The 16,748-nt window shown below is 48.9% G+C and carries 15 protein-coding genes; 3 read left to right on the forward strand and 12 right to left on the reverse strand.

From position 1 onward, the window contains the following. Nucleotides 1-24 precede the first annotated feature (24 nt). Together AC2IBB_RS31290 and AC2IBB_RS31295 are read right to left on the reverse strand one after the other, a co-directional pair. Nucleotides 25-1,062, reverse strand: a complete 1,038-nt coding sequence (locus tag AC2IBB_RS31290; RefSeq protein WP_011400442.1) for a phage major capsid protein, P2 family — start codon at nucleotides 1,060-1,062, stop codon at nucleotides 25-27. A gap of 25 nt (nucleotides 1,063-1,087) precedes the next feature. Next, a complete protein-coding gene (locus tag AC2IBB_RS31295; RefSeq protein WP_486330549.1) occupies nucleotides 1,088-1,903 on the reverse strand; it encodes a GPO family capsid scaffolding protein in 816 nt (271 codons plus the stop codon). A 159-nt stretch (nucleotides 1,904-2,062) separates the two neighbouring features. On the opposite strand from AC2IBB_RS31295, the gene AC2IBB_RS31300 reads away from it, so the two are divergent. From AC2IBB_RS31300 to AC2IBB_RS31310, 3 genes are all read left to right on the forward strand, one after another. After that, a complete protein-coding gene (locus tag AC2IBB_RS31300; RefSeq protein ID WP_486330550.1) occupies nucleotides 2,063-3,808 on the forward strand; it encodes a terminase large subunit domain-containing protein in 1,746 nt (581 codons plus the stop codon). Nucleotides 3,809-3,818: 10 nt separating this feature from the next. Beyond that, nucleotides 3,819-4,805 carry a phage portal protein gene (locus tag AC2IBB_RS31305; RefSeq protein ID WP_486330551.1) on the forward strand — a complete coding sequence of 329 codons (987 nt, stop codon included), beginning with the start codon at nucleotides 3,819-3,821 and terminating at the stop codon, nucleotides 4,803-4,805. Nucleotides 4,806-4,867: 62 nt separating this feature from the next. Next, entirely contained in the window at nucleotides 4,868-5,131 is a 264-nt protein-coding gene (locus AC2IBB_RS31310; protein WP_011400438.1) for an Ogr/Delta-like zinc finger protein, read from the forward strand. Here the strand turns inward: AC2IBB_RS31310 and AC2IBB_RS31315 are convergent. The 10 genes from AC2IBB_RS31315 to AC2IBB_RS31360 form a co-directional block, all read right to left on the reverse strand. Further along, entirely contained in the window at nucleotides 5,124-5,330 is a 207-nt protein-coding gene (locus AC2IBB_RS31315) for a hypothetical protein (RefSeq protein ID WP_011400437.1), read from the reverse strand. The two genes, AC2IBB_RS31310 and AC2IBB_RS31315, sit on opposite strands and share 8 nt — an antisense overlap. Before the next feature lie 389 nt (nucleotides 5,331-5,719). Beyond that, the gene (locus AC2IBB_RS31320; protein ID WP_486330552.1) at nucleotides 5,720-6,451 is read right to left on the reverse strand and encodes a hypothetical protein; all 732 of its coding nucleotides are present in this window, start codon (nucleotides 6,449-6,451) and stop codon (nucleotides 5,720-5,722) included. Between the two features lie 71 nt (nucleotides 6,452-6,522). Continuing rightward, the gene (locus AC2IBB_RS31325; RefSeq protein WP_486330553.1) at nucleotides 6,523-9,372 is read right to left on the reverse strand and encodes a UvrD-helicase domain-containing protein; all 2,850 of its coding nucleotides are present in this window, start codon (nucleotides 9,370-9,372) and stop codon (nucleotides 6,523-6,525) included. 179 nt (nucleotides 9,373-9,551) lie between these two features. After that, a complete protein-coding gene (locus AC2IBB_RS31330) occupies nucleotides 9,552-10,331 on the reverse strand; it encodes a hypothetical protein (protein WP_486330554.1) in 780 nt (259 codons plus the stop codon). Next, on the reverse strand, nucleotides 10,331-11,704 hold the full coding sequence (locus tag AC2IBB_RS31335) for a hypothetical protein (RefSeq protein WP_486330555.1): 1,374 nt from the start codon (nucleotides 11,702-11,704) through the stop codon (nucleotides 10,331-10,333). The genes AC2IBB_RS31330 and AC2IBB_RS31335 overlap by 1 nt, the downstream gene beginning before the upstream one ends. 170 nt (nucleotides 11,705-11,874) lie before the next feature. After that, nucleotides 11,875-12,462 carry a 3'-5' exonuclease gene (locus AC2IBB_RS31340; protein WP_486330556.1) on the reverse strand — a complete coding sequence of 196 codons (588 nt, stop codon included), beginning with the start codon at nucleotides 12,460-12,462 and terminating at the stop codon, nucleotides 11,875-11,877. 64 nt (nucleotides 12,463-12,526) lie between these two features. Further along, on the reverse strand, nucleotides 12,527-12,694 hold the full coding sequence (locus tag AC2IBB_RS31345) for a hypothetical protein (protein WP_486330557.1): 168 nt from the start codon (nucleotides 12,692-12,694) through the stop codon (nucleotides 12,527-12,529). Nucleotides 12,695-12,862: 168 nt separating this feature from the next. Beyond that, a complete protein-coding gene (locus tag AC2IBB_RS31350; RefSeq protein WP_486330558.1) occupies nucleotides 12,863-13,417 on the reverse strand; it encodes a hypothetical protein in 555 nt (184 codons plus the stop codon). A 457-nt stretch (nucleotides 13,418-13,874) separates the two neighbouring features. Continuing rightward, nucleotides 13,875-16,529 (reverse strand): toprim domain-containing protein, encoded by a 2,655-nt coding sequence (locus AC2IBB_RS31355; protein ID WP_486330559.1) that lies wholly within the window; start codon nucleotides 16,527-16,529, stop codon nucleotides 13,875-13,877. A gap of 17 nt (nucleotides 16,530-16,546) precedes the next feature. Next, the gene (locus tag AC2IBB_RS31360) at nucleotides 16,547-16,747 is read right to left on the reverse strand and encodes a DNA-binding protein (RefSeq protein WP_486330560.1); all 201 of its coding nucleotides are present in this window, start codon (nucleotides 16,745-16,747) and stop codon (nucleotides 16,547-16,549) included. Between the last annotated feature and the right edge of the window lies 1 nt (nucleotide 16,748).

Here is a 16,748-nt window from a genome sequence, read left to right on the forward strand (position 1 = left end):
GCGCGTCCCTGCGCATTCCAGAAATTAGGCCCAGGCGCCCGCGCCGTCGGGCAACTTCACGTTGGCGAACTCAAAGCCGGCGGCCTTGGTTTCGTCCTCGATCACATAGCCTTCGTTCAGGCTGTTGAAGTCTTCCACGCGGTTACGTTTCGGGTTGTCGATCACCTGGCGGCGTAAACTGTCGGCCTGGTAGTAGAGGCTCAGGTTATCCAGGCTGGTGACCAGCAGGCCCCGGGCCGGGAAAAACGGCGCGGTGATCGCCGGCAGGCCGCCATAGGTGCGGATAATGGCCTGGTTCTCCAGGCGTTCTTTCTCCGTCGGCTTGTGGCCCTGCGCCGCGTACAGCTGCGCTTTGTCCTCCGCCAGCAGATCCCGCCCCATGATCACCACCAGGTCGCCGCCGTCGCGATGCAGTTCGTCCACCATCTGTAAGCAGGCATGCACGGCGGCGTCCAGGTTGGCGAAATCGCCGCCCTCGCCAATACGGATCTGGCCGGCGGTCGCGCCTTCGACAAACCACTGCGAGCCGGATTTAAATTCCCGCAGTTGCTGCAACCAGCCTTTGTTTACGTCCTCGCCATTGGGGTGGTCGCCTGGCTTGGTCGCGGGCAAGGCGCAACTGGTTCCCAGCCAGCCCACGCGCAGCTTGGACAGGCTGATGGCCTTGCGCACCCATCCGCCGTAACGGGCTTGGAAGTCGGGAAACTTGGCCCAGGAATCAATGGTTTTGTATTTAATGTGGGTGTCGTATTCCACCGGGTGCAGCTCATAGCCTTTACTGCCCAGAGCCAGCACATCGCTGGTCTGGCGGTCGGCGCTGTCGGTGTCGGTGCGCTTGGGCACAAAGCCGGTCACGCTGCCGATGACTTTTTCCCCTTTCAGTTCGTCCACCGCCACCACATTGATCAGCTGCAAAAACTCCGAGCTTTCGGTGATTTTGTCCTGCAACTCCTGGGCGATAGTGGGCTCGACGTTGAACTGCTCCGCGACGGAGCCCACGCCATAGGTGGCCGCCATGGCGGCGCACATGTCGTTAAATAGTTGTTTCGTTTTAAAGTTCATTCGGTCCGCTCGTTGGTGGTTGGAGTTACAGCACGCGCGGCGCGGCGTCGCCGACGCCTTCCGGGGTTGTAGTGCCGGGCGCTTCTTCCAGCGCGGCGCTGAACTCGGCTTTTAAACTGTCGTGCGCGGTCTTCAGGTCGGCGAACTCGGCTTTGATCTCCGCCAGGGCTTGCGCCAGATCCGGGGTTTCCGGTTCTTTTGGGGCGGCGTCGTCGTTGGCGTTTAGCTTGTCCGCGAGGCTGGCGAAGCCGTCCGCCAGGGCGCGGTTAAGCTGGTTGAATTGGTCTTCCGTCATGGCGTGCTCTTGCTCGTTGGGTTCGTGGCTGGGTTCCGTGCGCGCAAACTTACCCATAAGCCTTGAAAACAGGCTGGTCGGGTTGTCCACGCGCAGCGGCGCTAATTCAATCGGGGTGGTAAACAGGTTGTCCGGGTGTTGCGCCCGGGCGTTAAAGCGCAGTTCCGACGTGCCCAGGCTGGCGGGTGAATCAGTCACCGCCAAGCCCGCGAGGTAGGCTTTGCCGGTGCCCGCAAAATTCGGCTGGATCTCGATAGAGGTAAACAGCTTTTGTCCGCTGGTGTTCATCAAAATCAGTTGGTCCGAGGGGGCGATTCTGGCGAACAAACACTCCCGGCCTTTGTCGTCCTGTTCGTGTTTTACGTCCACCACCTGGCCGAGGTTGCCGAAAATGCGGATGTGCTCGTACCAGATGTTCGCCGTGTATTCGGCGGGGTCGTAGTGGGCGGCCATGTCGATGATGTCCTGGGCGGCGATGTTGCGCCCGTCAATCGTGGGTCCGCTGGTGGCCACTTTGACAAAATCGGTATGCAGGGTGCGGGGCATGTTTTCGGGTCCGTCAGTCGTTGCGATGACGCCAAGATAGGCATTGCGAGCGGTCCCGGCAAAGGCTTTGATTACGCGTTTTTCCTTGTCGTTTTTAGTAGGAATAACAAGGAGTTAAACCAGGATTAACGCCATCAAAAAGCCCTTACACTGGGCCGCATGTCATCACGTTACCCCCCTGAAATCATCGAAGCGGCGAAGGGCCTTTTTCTTCGCCATATCACGCCGGCGGAAATCCAGCAGCAGCTGGGGATTAATAACGTGCGCGTTATTTACCAGTGGATTGAGCGGCACAACTGGAAAGACATGCTGCAGCACGAAACCGTCGAGCAGGCCACCGCCCGGCGGCTCATTCATTTGGTGGAAAAAACCAATAAGGTGGCGGGCGATTACCAGGAGATAGACCGGCTCAGCAACCTGCTGGATAAGCTGGCGGGCATTGATTTAAAGAAAGCCAAAACCGCCCGCGAGAAAGCGCAGTCGGACCAAGGCGACGCCAGCGGCAACCGTAAGAAGAAAAAGCGCGGCGTTAAAAATGACGTCAGCGGGATTACCCCGGAGCGTCTGGAGACGATCCGCAAAGAACTGTTCTATGACTACCAGCACCGCTGGCACGACAACAAAAGCCAGCGCACGCGGTTTATTCTGAAGTCGCGCCAGATCGGCGCCACCTATTACTTTGCCTGGGAAGCCTTCCAGGACGCCATCACGTCCGGCGATAACCAGATCTTTTTATCCGCTAGCCGCTCCCAGGCGGACATATTTAAAGCCTATATCCTCAAGTTCGCGCGCGAGTATTTCGACACCGAGTTGAAAGGCGTGGACGTGATTCCGCTCAGCAACGGCGCGGAGTTGCGCTTTGTGTCCACCAATGGCCGCACCGCCCAGGGTTACCACGGCCATTTATACATTGATGAAGTGTTCTGGATTCCCGACTTTGATCGGCTTAACAAGCTGGCCAGCGGCATGGCAGCGCACAAGAAATGGCGAAAAACTTATTTTTCCACGCCGTCGGTGAAAAGCCATGGCGCCTATACCTTGTGGAGCGGCGAACGCTACAACGAGAGCCGCCGGCATAAGGTCGAGTTTGATCTGTCGCGGACGGCGTTACGGGAGGGCCAGCTGGGACCGGATAAGGTCTGGCGTAATGTGGTCACGGTGGAGGATGCGGCGGATCAGGGCTGCGACCTGTTCGACATTGACGAACTGAAGCAGGAATACACGGAGGCGGAATTCAACAACCTGTTTATGTGCGCCTTCATGGAAGCGGGCCTCTCCGTGTTCAAGCTGGACGATCTGTTGAGCTGCGCCGTATGCAGCGGCGAGGTCTGGCCCGACTTCAAGCCCAGGCAGCCGCGCCCCTTTGCAAACTATCCCGTGTGGCTGGGCTACGATCCGGCGCGCACGGGGGACCGCTCCACCGTGGTGGTGGTGGCGCCGCCGCTGCATCCCGCCGGCAAGTTCCGCGTGCTGGAAAAGATCCAGTTAAAAGGCGCGTTCAGCTACCAGGCGAACCGCATTAAGGATTTGCTGGGGCGTTATAACGTGCAGTTTGTGGGCATCGATTGCACCGGGCCGGGCCTGGGCGTGTTTGAGCAGGTGAAAGCCTTCTACCCCAGAGCTACGCCCATTCACTACAGCTTGAACGCCAAAACCGCCCTGGTGTTGAAAGCCATGGACGTGATCGAAAATGCCCGCATTGAGTGGGACGCCGAGCACACCGACATTCCCCAGGCGTTCCTGCAGGTGAAGCAAACCACCACCGGCAACGACCTGGTCACCTACGTGGCCGACCGCAGCAGCAAAACCGGCCACGCGGACGTGGCCTGGTCGATTATGCATGCGCTTAGCAATGAACCCTTGGACCGTAAGCAGCGCCGTGGCTCTATCGCCATGGCGGGATAAGCGAGAGATTATGAATAAGCCGACTTCACCAACCGCGTTTAGTTTTGGGGCGCCCGAGGCCGTGCTAGACACGACGCTGACCTCTTACCTGGGCGTGTTCTTAAATCCCCATGGCGACTATTACGCGCCGCCGGTCAGCCTTACTGGACTGGCCAAGCTACTACGCGCCAACGCCCATCACGGGACCATTCCCTATTTTAAACGCAACATGCTGCGCAAGTTTTACGTACCGTCGCCCGTGCTCAGCGCCACGGATCTGGAGAACGCGGGCTTCGATTACCTGGTGTTTGGCATGTGCTACTTTCAGAAGATCTTTAATCGCCTGGGTCAGATCGTCCGCCTGAAGCACATACCCGCACTGAACATGCGCCGCATGAAAGCGCCGGATCAGTTCTGTTTGCTTCAGCCTAATCAGGTGGACCCGTTAGCGTTTCGTCCGGGGGAAATCATCCAGTTAAAAGAATATGACGTAAATCAGCAAGTCTATGGCGTCCCGCAATACCTGGGTGGCCTGCAATCCGTTTTACTGAATGAGAGCGCCACGCTATTTCGCAGGAAGTACTACAACAACGGCGCGCACATGGGCTTTATCTTCTACACCGCCGACGCGCAGCTGGACCCCGAAGACGAACAGTCCTTGAAAGAACAAATCCGCGCCAGCAAAGGCGTGGGCAATTTTAGAAGCCTGTACATCAACATACCCGGCGGCAAACCCGATTCCGTGAAAATCATCCCCGTGGGCGATATCGCCACCAAAGACGAATTTGAACGGGTGAAGAATCTAAGCCGCAACGATGTATTAAGCATGTGGCGCATTCAGCCCGCGCTGGCCGGCATCATGCCCGAGAATACGGGGGGATTTGGAGACATAGAAAAGATCAGCCGCGTTTACTATGAAAACGAAGTCGTCCCCATGCAGCATGTGTTTTTAAAGTTGAATGATGACCTTCAGGTGCAGAAGCAAATCCGCTTTCTCAGTCCGTTGCAGGGTGGGTAATTAATACGCCAAAAAGCGTAGTATGTTATTATTTCCACTCACTTGAAATCAGGAGGAAGTCGATGCAAGTCAATTGTGCAGAGTGCGGAAATAAAGCCATTATCACCAGCCGCCAAGTGTTGGACCCTAAACTGGCGAACCTGTATTGCGTTTGTAAAAATGCGGAATGCGGGCATAGCTTCGTAATGAATCTGGCGTTTAGTCATACGCTCAGCCCATCGTCGTTTCAGGCCAAGCGAATGATGATTGAAATGTTACGGGGAATGGATCAGGCCGAGCAGTTGGAACTACTAGCCCAGGCTCAACACAACGCGGGCGCTATTTAGTTTCCGCTTTGATCGCATTCTGTGATTTCTCCAGTTTTTCCTTTACGTCCTCAATAATGATATCGAACCCCTCCTGGCTTTCCTGGTTCAACTCTGGCCATGGATTTCGCGTCAAACACTGCTGCATGAAGCTCAACACTCTCTGACTATCCGTCAGCAGATCCAAAGCGTTGTTAATGTTTTTCTTCCTGGATAACAAAACTCGATAACTCCCAAATACTTCCTTTTATGCCTTTATGGCTCAGAACCTCTGATTGATGGAGGCCACAACTATCGTGGTGAATGTTCAAAGCATAACCAATCTGATAACAAACTGACTTGTTGGCTATAAAAAGATCAGATTTCACATTAAAATTTTTAGGTAACTGTATATAAATACAGTTATTTTTATATCACTTTCTTGTAGGCGCAGTGTGTAACGAATCTTTGTTAAATCTTTTCCATTTTGTGAACCGTGTCACAATTTGTTTTTTCTGCTCATTTACTAACCACAGTAATCATTTATATAAAGTTAGGGAGTCGAGAGACTTTAAGGTGAAAGGTAGGAGCAGAATGAAAGGCGCATAGCGCTATTCGGAAGGAGGGGGACTAATCGAGTTTAATGTGAACGTTGTTCATAAACTCTTTTACAGTGCGCTCTATCGCGCCATCTAAATCATGGTCTTCAGAGTAGTACTTTCGACTCAGTGGCTCACCTTCAAAGTCAAAAACTAATTCATGGTCTTCAGATATTGGCGTATGCCAAAGTCGATCTTTCTCATTCGTCCCTCTTTCCACATCATAGGTAAACCAATGGACCCCGTTAATAGTAAGTTTTCTTATATCTTCCCTTGTCTGTGGGTATTGCCAGAAGTCCCTTTCAGGGATAATTGGGGTTGCTTTTCTTTCGGGGTATTTTTCTAAATCTCTATTCAAATAGCCCCAAAGTCCATCTGCATATGTCAAAATCCACGCTTCCATTTCTTCTGGGTTTTGCATGGAGTCAATTTTTCTATAATGCGGATCACGTCTATTAAGTCGAATGCTGAGCGCCACGTAGCCAAGTTCACCAGCCCCAAATGGTCTATCTACAAACACCCATCCAGCATGAAGTAGTCGCAGTGACATGCCTGTGTTGCACGTTTTCCATGGCTCAAAAATATCATCCTGATAAATGTTTATTACTTCTGCGTACCTTACGAAAGGGCCGTCTATCTCATGGGGAGGACAACGTAGCCGCAATTCTCTGCCAGAAAGATTAAAATTAATCCAAGGGGCTGATGAAAAGTCCGGCCCCATAGGATTCATTTTTGTTGCGTTGAGTCGTCTCAGCCAGCGCATTATTATCGTTTCCCCAGTTCCTTTATCACGCCGAATAATGATTTACCAAGTCCACCATAACTTTCCCATTTTTAAGCCAATTCCCCAATTCTCTTAGTATTCTTGCAGTTGCCAGCATGCATTGGATAATTGGAACATCCTAAAAATTCTCCGTTACTTCCCGGGCGCTTGATCATGTAGCCATTTCCGCATCGATCACATTTGTTAGGAATTGGTCCACCATCGAATAAAACCCTACCATCGTATTTCTCGTCAAACAGCTCTGTGACAAAGAAAGAAGGTAACCAGTCTTGGAACCAAGCGTATACCTTTCTTTTTGCTCGTGTTAGAGCAACATAAAATAATCTACGCTCTTCAGCGTCCGGGTATAAGTCCTTATTTGACCTAAGAGACTCAATTATTGGATCAGTTGTAAACTTTGTAGGGAACGTATATCCAAACCCTCCGTTCATCCCGAGAATGAATACATAATCAGCCTCTAGTCCTTTAGAAGCGTGAATTGTCATAAATTGTATATCTAGCCACTTACCATACTTTCGTTGAACTTCAGTTAGCCACTTGTCATCAATATTTTTAGTATTTTTAAGACTATAGCGACTCAGAATATATACAGACACTCGCTTGTCCGCGTTTTCTGAAACATTCTGGACAGACTTTGCAATCTCAACTATTTTATCAAACTTCAATATTAATTCATTTCGAAGCTTCCCTTTTTTGTAGCGTCGTATATCAACAACGGATTTAATAGATTTGTCAATTTCAGATATAACTTCCTTCTGTATCTGACCGTTCCTATTCTCCTGTATGAAAAACGCACCAACATCAGATATGCCTTGAGCACAACGGAAAGTTTTCGTAAGTTTCGTTATTTTAGTGTAACCAAACTCTTTTTCAAAATTCATGAATAATTTAAGGTCAGATCCAGAGAAGCCATTAATAGCTTGCCAATCATCACCAACGCCAAACAAAACACTATTTTTATGCTTATTAAGCAAAGCTTTGACAAGCCTTGAACGTCCCTGAGAAATATCTTGAAACTCATCTACTAGTATAAGTTTGTAAGGCGACTGATAAGCTTCGTCTTCAATGATACTTACAGCTTCCACTATCATGTCATTAAAATCTATTTGCTTATCACTTTCTCTAAGGATTGCGCTATATTCATCATAGATAGGCCAAAATATTGCAGAAAAACAATCTGCTCTATACTTGTCTGAAATTGAAGACATCCTTTTATTAAACTCGCTTCTATCTATCATGTTTCCCTTTACCAGATGGATCGAGTCGAGTATCAGTTGTTGACAACCGTCCCCTCCCATACTATTTACATGAGCGAGAACATCTTCCTGAGCAGGTGGTGAAAATTTTTGCCCTGCTTCTTTCAATTTTTCTTCAATTACTCTGAATATAGTTTTCGTACGATATTGATAACTCGTTGTTTCAAACCAGCGACCTGGAGCTTTACTCTCCAATAAAGACCGTTTTATTTCTGCCTGTTCCGCATACCCTTCCCAAAAAACGGGTGCTTTTCCTTCACCATCTAGAGCAAAATGTTCATGCCATAGATTAACATCCGGATAATAAAAGTCCGGCATATATTTATTCCAAGTGTCTGGCAATTCGTCAAAATTTGACTCGTATTCAAATGGTACACCTTTTATGAAAAGCCAATTTGCGATTGCCAACTCTTCACTAGAACGAACTAGCTTTCCGCTTAGAGTTTTAAATGGAACAAACTCGAACCCCTTGCTATTTTTTTTGGCAGTCCGTTGTCGTTCAACGTAGGAGTCATACTCTTTAAAGTTAGAGAAATAATTATCACTTGGTGAAGCTTCTTTAAATAACGTGACAAACCAAATCCAGCTTTCCATAAAATTAATATTTTTCTGGCAGTGTTGTATTGCTTTATTAAGGCGGATGTAGTCGTCAGCTTTATATGAAAGTCTTGAAAAAGGCTTCTTTCCAGTTGCTTGTGCGTCTTTTCTTGCTGCTTTTCTTACTATGTTATAGCCTAAGGCATGAAAAGTATGGGCTTTAACTTTGACACCATCTAAGTTTGGGGCTATGCGTTTATTAATACGTTCATTAAGCTCTAAAGCCGCAGCTCGATTAAATGCTAGCGCAATAACTTCGTTTGGATTGAAAACCCCATTTTTTATCGCATAACCTATTTTTCCGATCAATGTAGAACTTTTCCCTGAGCCAGCAGCTGCAATCAAAAGATTTCTATCCTCAAATATAATTGCTGAAACTCTTTGCTCGAGTGTTAGTTTTGACTTCTCTATACTGTCAAAAAATGACTTATTTGACTCAAGCTCTTTTTCTATATACTTATCATTGTAGTACTCAATGATTTGAGATGATTTGCTTGCAATTTTTCCTGCCCTCGATAAAACGTCTCGCGTAAGCTTCGCTTTACTTATAGAGTCGAAGTAGTTAGACAAAAGCAAGTCAGAAAATTCATCTTCAACTTTATCTAAGTATTTTTTTGCAGCTTCTTTAAGTTCTTTTTCTTCGCTTTTTTTAATATATCTATAATTACCAAAAAACTCTTTTATATATTTATCTATATGCTTTGTTTCAGAAAAATTTGAGTCTACACTCTTTCTAATGCCAGAAGTGATTATTGCTTCTAGCTTATTGATAATATCGCTCACCTCAGAGGGGTTAACGCCCTTCAGGGTTATATTCTCGCTTTCATAAGATATCGAAACCCAAGAAAGGAATAGACCTTTTCCAGACGTTATCTTTCTTATTTTTTTAAAGCTAATATCTCTGAATATTTTTCCATTTAAAATTGAGATGCAAGAGTTTGATTCTTCCGGGGAGATTATTAATCTCCAGCGAGGGGAGAGAGAGAATAGGGACCATATAATATTTGCGCCATATACTTTTCTATTACATGATGCCGATTTGTCCATAAAAAGTTTATCCGTTTATTAAATATTTGATATGCTATGACTATAGCATTTTCTCTTGTCGGAACAACTAAGCGACCAAGAAATAAAGTGTTATTTATGTTATGCAGGAAGCGTATTAAGCGTACCAAGCTAAATATGAAAGCGTGTCTAATGTGTTACACATTTATAGCGATTAGATATTAACCTTTTCTCTTCTGGTATACCACATCGTCAAGTCGCTTCTGATATTCCTGGGACAGCTCAACAAAAACATTAGACATGAATTCACTAATGGCTTCGTCTACTGCTTTGGGGATATTGTTATCTTGTCTGTAGTACTCGCAATTGATCGCACTCGGCTCAAATATAATTGCAAGGTCATGATCATCTGAAATGGGCGCGTGCCACTCTACTTCGACCGCCTTTTCAGGCAGTTTTGCTAGAATCACATACCAGTTACAACCGTTGATATTTACGATATCAATCTCATTCTCTGTTTGAGGATAACGCCAGAAGTCGCGTTCCGGGTCTACTGGCCTGACCTTTTTATTTCTGCGTGCCATAGTATCTCTATTGAGGCTTCCCCACATATCCTCACAATACTGTAACAGCCACTGCGACATAGCGCTTTGAATGAAAAAGCTGTCAACTTTCTGAAAATGTGGGTGACGTCGACGTAGTTTAATGCTTGTAACGGTCAGGCCAATTGCACCTTTTCCGAAAGGCTTGTCCCAAAATTTCCATCCCGTTGTCAATAGCTCAAGGGACATTCCTTTTTTGCTGCTCCAGACTTTAAATAGCTCATCCCTATATATGTCAATATGCTCAGGCGCTACCTTCAAAGCAGAAGATATTTCATGTGGGGGACACTTAAACTTAAGCATGCTCCCTGACAAGTTAAAATGACGCCATGGGGCTGACTTGAAGTCAGGCCCCAGTGGATTCATTAAAGATGCTTTAAAAGACTTGATCAGTCGCATTACCAGCGCGACCTCACGTCACGAACCAAAGCCATGAATGACTGTTTGAAGCCCCCAGACTGTTTAATAACTTGCGTATTAAAATCAACGTTACTTTTTGTTGGATTAAGATGGGGGTTAAGCACAGGGCTCCGAGAGCTATTGGCTATTATATTTCTGATTTTAGACGCGCCAAACAACAACCCAACCGCAGAAACAGCAGCAGCAGCGCCGCCCCCAAATGTTGAGATTATTGGCGCCCCCATTGCGATTGATCCTATCTTGAATCCCGTACCAAGCGCAGAAGCAGTAAAACCACAGCCCCAAGCACTATCAATTCGCGCCTGAACGCGAACCTTTTCTGCAACTTCTGAAGGAGCACCTCCCCACTTCGCTAAAATCTCCGCAGTTTTAAACTGCTCAAGCATTTTAGACCTTACACAAGTCCAGTCATCCGTTTGTGTCTTCGTTACGTCTTTCGCCAAAGTCATACCGCGTCTCTGCATTTCAAGCAATAAAGGGTTAGCGATCATTCCTGGTGCGCCTAAAAACACAGTGTGCTTGTCTAGCTGCAGATTGGGCGGTAGTTGCTTAAGAGCGCTATACATCAATTCAGAGCCGTTACCTATAACTGTCCAATTAATCTCTCGTCCAATTCGTTGCGTCCTATAAATGCCTCTTGCGAGCATTGTTGCAGTGAATGACGCAGAGGTTTGTTTTTGCTCTGGAGTTGACCACTCTGTACAGTCCCGATACAAAGGTGGTGGATTATAAGCTAGTGTATAGCCTTCTTGCTCCAAATAAGCTTGATCGTCATAGGCATCCTTGATAATAGCTGGCATTGTCTGAGTCGCAGCTACTTTGAGGTTTTCTGTAAACCCCCCATTTATTGCAACATGCTTACTGGTCAAATTGTTTTCAGGAGATGAGCTTACCTTCCAACTATCAACTATATATTTGACGTGATAAAAGCCTGGCTTATGGCCTTCGGCATGTTCTACCAGTTCAATATCCGTTATATATACACCCGGAGAAAGGCCGTCTACGCTATCTTGGCGAATTACATAACTAATGCGCAGGTTTTCCACTAGGTCAACATGTTCAAATGCATTTCGTTTATTAGAGTAAGACTGAAATCCCCCTGCGCATGACCTTAGCCGGGATAGACGGGATAATATAAGTTCTTCGTTGCCACCGGCTGCTACTAAGTGTGCGAAGCGCTTCCCTAGATCACCGCCAGGTATATATATTTTTCGGCCTGATTCGTTCCCTACACCATCAAACATCAATATATAGCCAGATGCTGCATTTCCAAATGAGCGTTTAAAGCCATGATTAGTCAAGCCAGGTTGACTCAAGGTCGTTCGAGTAAATTCTGTCGCAGGCGCATTCATGCGGGATAAATCTCCTTATTTAGGGGGCACTAAAAGGTAAAAATCGACTGTATAGTAGCCAAATCTAGGCAAACGCTGAATCAGCCTAATGGCATAAATTATTGGGGTCAATTCTACTGGGCGGAACGACGGGAAGAGGCCAGCCTGGTGAGCAGGCTGGCGAGGGAAGTTTAATTAAGCGGGCGGGGCATAAAATCCAAAACTAAAAGCCTGGTGAATACGGCCTTGATCACTTCCACAGTAGTGAAACAATCCGCCATAGCCCGGTGGGCGCCATGCACTTCTATGCCCATTTGTGCGGCGGCCTTGGCTAAGCTCTGTCTTCTATAGCCGCCTCGTTTTGCGTCGGGTTCTTTCCGATAGCGTGTGTAAGCATTCATAGCGCATTGCCAGTCTGCCTCTATCACCGGTAACCCGTAGGCGGCGCAGGTCTGCATTAATAGCCGACTGTCAAAGTCGGCATTGTATGCCACCACCGTTTTACCGCTGATCACTCGCTTAAGTGAGTGATACACGTCTGGAAAGTTAGGCTTGTCCGCCAGGCTTTCGGAGGTTATCCCGTGGATGTCGGCGGCTTCGTCCGGCACCGGATTAAGCGGGCGCACCAGCTGGTCAAACAGCACTTTCCCGCGCATATCCATGACGCTGACCTCTATCACTTCCGCCTGATCGTCCAGGCCTGTGGTTTCCGTATCCAGCACCACTACTTGGGGGCTGTATAGCCACCCTTTAAAAAGCTCCAATAATTCGTTATTCACTTTTACTTTGTCCTAATGAGCAGAGGGCGAGCGATTGCAGCCCTCAGCTTGTGCTTCCATTTGATTAATTCATATCGCCATTATTAACTGGCGTAACGTCATCATTTTCTCTTGTCGTCTGCTTTGCTCGTTCGTTCCTGTTTCTTAACCAGCGGCGGCCCTTGCCGCCTTTCACTTGATGCTTCAGCCAGGCGATGACGTGGCCGTTGTGTTTGGGGTGTTTGCGTTCCATTGCCGGCGCTTTCCTCTGCACGTTTCACCACGTAGAATCACACTCGGGCTAACGCATGGGCGCGTAGCGGTGCCGACTTGTCGGCCTGGTGCGGGTTGTCAGGATCAATGCTTGTGCGGCTGGTAGCGTCCCGGCCAAGTTCGGCTACCAGTGCTCCTTTAATATTGCTCATATCAGCAACCCCTCTATAACCGACTCGTAATAGCTATCCAGCACGCCCCCGGCCAGATCGCTTTGACTACACACGCCATGGCTGGCGACAAGTAGCGTTCCCCAGACGGGCTTTAACAAGCTGGCCATGGTCGCCAGTAAAATCTGGTCGCGTCGCTTGGCGTTGAGCAATGCCGCATTTAGCGCCGCCGGGGATCTCAAACCGATTTGCTCCAGACGCCTAACGCCCTTGTAGCCTGCTTTCATGGCTTGGATAGCGAAGGCATGCTCTCCCAGCAGTTCTATGGCTTGGCTCCAGTAGAAGAATAAAGCCGGAGTCGCCTGGGGGAGTTCGTGCGGCGCTCTGTAGTGACGCCTGCCCAGCGTTTCGAGCACGGCGAGCCGGCCTTTTGTTTTCGCCTCATGCGCCCAACAGCGCAGCGCTTGCCGCGAATTAAGGGTTTTCGACATGCCTGGCGCAATCGCCAGGCCGTTGCAGATCCCCGCCGCCCAGGTTTCCATCGGGCATAAGGGGGCCTCTAAAGTGGGCGCAATTGCCCCTTTATTCATCATGGTGTTATCTCCTTTACATTGATTCCGGGTCAGCCCCGGGCCTGAATCTCCCCCCGATAATTGGGTGGGGGGTGTCGGGATTTGGTAATTTAGGTAAGACGCCCCCGAAAACAGCACCTACCTTTATGTTTTTAAATGATTTTTTAGTCACTCCCAAAAAGTAAGAAAAAGGTAATATCAAGGTAAGACAAAAAGTAAGACCCTTGATTTATAACGCTTTTTCCATTTTTAAAAAGGTAATGGGGAAGTAATTTTTTAGGGTTTCAAAAGGTAAGAAACTTACCTCAAAATTACCTAAATATTACCTTTTTAGTAAGTTTGTAAGACATTGATTTAAAATAGAAAAACACCATTTTTTAAACCCGTCTTACCAAAATTACCAAATCCCGACACCCCCCTGAAAAAACGGGCTTCCTCTGCTTAACGCGCACATAGGCGCACGTATTTACACGTTTGCTTAGCGCTTAAATATCCAGCAATGAATCGTTTTATTGAGACTCCTGGAATAAACCTTCCCGGTTTCAATGAACTTGTAGCGCTGGCTGTTGGGCAGCAGTTTCTTTAGGGCCTTGAGGTCCAGTGACTTCTGGCCGTGAGTGCGACACACCTCGTCAAAATGGTTCAGGTTAACGGCGATGTTTCCCGTCCCGACGGCGTGGTTTAGAACTTCCACCAGGGCGCTGGACGCAAACGCGTTAGGGTCCGGCTGTGCGTTCAGGTACTCGAAAGACTCCCAGAACTCCGCCACCGCCGGATGGTCGTCCGCCAGACGCTCCTGGCGACTGAGAGCCCGGCCATACAGATAATCGCTTAAACCAATGAAAGCGCTTTCATTAAGGGTTGGAAAGATATGCCGCAACGCTTTTGCAGCCGCCATTAACTGGGCATGGTTTTTCACCAGGCGCTGCAGGCTGGTTTTAATTTCCCCGCGGCTAGTGAAGACTTCCTCATAGTGATTAAACTCGTTGAAGAACGTGTTTAAGATCTGCGTTTCATTCTCCAGCGCCTTACGCAGAAAACCCGCCACCTGATCGACGCTTTGCCGTTCGAACCACTGCGCCAGCTTTCGTGTGTCTAGCGTGTGGTGTTCGGTCGTACAGTGACAATGCACGATCCGTTGCAGCAGGGGCGGCGATCCGTCCACCTCGGCATTTTGCGCAAGCACCAGGCCGCCTAAAAAGAGCGGTTCTTCCGTGTCGTTGCCGCGCTTGGCGACGCCCAACGTCCCGACCGCGCGCCCGTTGAAGAAGGGTTTAAACTCGTCGAAATCAAACTGCTTCTTTTTCACGTCCGACTCGTCGCCCCGGTCGGACTCGATCAACACCAGCGGCATGTTAGAGCTTTGCGTGAATGCGCGCCGGCGTCCGGCGGCCGTCGCCTTCATGGCGTCGAATCCTTCGTAGTCGTCGCGGCCCAAGAGTTTCCAAAGAAACTCGATCAGCGTGGATTTACCGGCGCCCGGATCGCCCGTCAGTTCAAGAAAAGGGAAGCTCTTGTGCTTCGCCCGGATCTGCTGAACGAACAACGAGCCCAGCCAGAAGGCCAGCGCCGTTAATCCTTGCCAGGAAAAGGTCGTTATAAAGTTGTCGATCCACTCCGGGTTAAACTCTCCAGGCTGCACCCGAAAGCCCTTAAAGCTGGTTTTGATGCCGCCCCGCTCCAGTTCAAAATACCCCTCCGCATTCAGTTCCAGTTGTTTGCCTTTGCTGAAAGCAAAGGTCTGGTAGACGTAGGCCTGGCTGTCGGCGTGGTAACCCACATAAGGAATGGATTGAATCTCTTTGACCTTACGGTTTAACCACTGCTCATGCAGCATGGCCATGTCTTTGGAGCTTCCGGAAAACGCGCCATAGCCTTTGGTGATCATCGCCTTATGAAAGCTTGATGGCGTGTCGATGTTGCCACCATCTAACGGGATTAACGCATCCGCGTTATTGCTGCTGTACTGCACCCGAAACACATAGAATTTTTCATCCAGGATGTCGTCACGTTCCGCATAAAGCAGTTCCGGCACAAAGTTACTGATCGGGAAGGCTGTGCAGTGCTGACTAAACGAGTCGTAGCCTTTACCTAGCGTCAATGCTGCACCGTCCAGTGCTTCGGACAGCTTATGTAAGTCCACAGAAACCGAATACAGCCGGTTCTCAAAGTCGATAACGCAGTAAGAATGACGTTTCCATAAATAGTACGCGTACGCCTTCCACATCACGCTTTGCGCCGTGAACATTTTCCCCCGGTATTGCGCTTCCTGCAGGAACGTATCGTTGATCCTATCCAGGCGGTAAAGGTCGTCCCAGTCCTTGCTGGTTCCAGTTAGGGCGATTTCGACTTTTTCACCCGCCATCTGGAGCTTGGTGTAGTGGGACTTCATACTTTTGCGGCCCGCTGCGTCATCATCCAACGCCAACACCCAAGTGATTTTTTTCCCTAAGTAGGGTTTTATCGCCTCGCTTGGGTAGTAGCCGGCGGCCAGGATCGCCACCGCCTTACGCTCGGAGAAGTGCAGCGCCAGGCCGTGAAAGATCCCCTCCACGATATAAACGCGATCGCCTTGTTTAAGCTCCTGGGTCGGCGGCATCCACCACTTGCCCTTGACGGGATCAACCAACACCCAACGACCATTGACGTTATGACGTTTGCCGCTGAAGTTGATGCGCTGGCCGTCGTCCTTCTGCTTGTCGATCAACCGTTCCCAATAAAGGGTCCGGTCGCTGTTCAGATAAAAGCGGACCGTATTACACCACTCCTGAGACTTGGGAAGCTTATAGCTGCCTTGCTCATACCAGCCCACCATTTCACTAAGAGGGAAGCGGCGATTGTGCGCCAGGTAGGCGTCCGCCGTGGCGTTAGGGTTTTGCTCCGTAGTGGGGAAGCGTTCGGAGTAGTTATTGAAAAGTTCTGGATAAATCTCCCGGGTCGTTTCGCTATAGCCGCAGTGTTTTAAACGGTTACAGCTGACGCGCCAGGGCTCTTTCAGGCTGACAAAAAGCTCTTTCTTTCCGCAGTGTGGGCACTTGCCTTGCTGTAGGTATTCACCTACGCGTTTGAAAGCGAACTGGCCATCGCTGGCCAGCGCCTCCGCTATTTCGTTTCTGTTGTCTATTGGAGTCATAATTTTTCCTGACAAACTTACTCTTTTCCTTCGGCAGCATCTTCAAGGCAATCTTTTGCTAATTGAGCAAGATTGATCAGATGAAGCCTGCCAATATGTCTGGTGGGTAAATGCCCTCTCTCTACTTGTCCTCGGACTTGGGTAATCCTCATCCCTGAATGTTTTGCGAAAGCTTCCTGGGTCATCACAGGCGTTAAAACGACAACCGATTTACTCATT

It is taken from the genome of Hahella sp. NS-SX17, assembly GCF_057367735.1.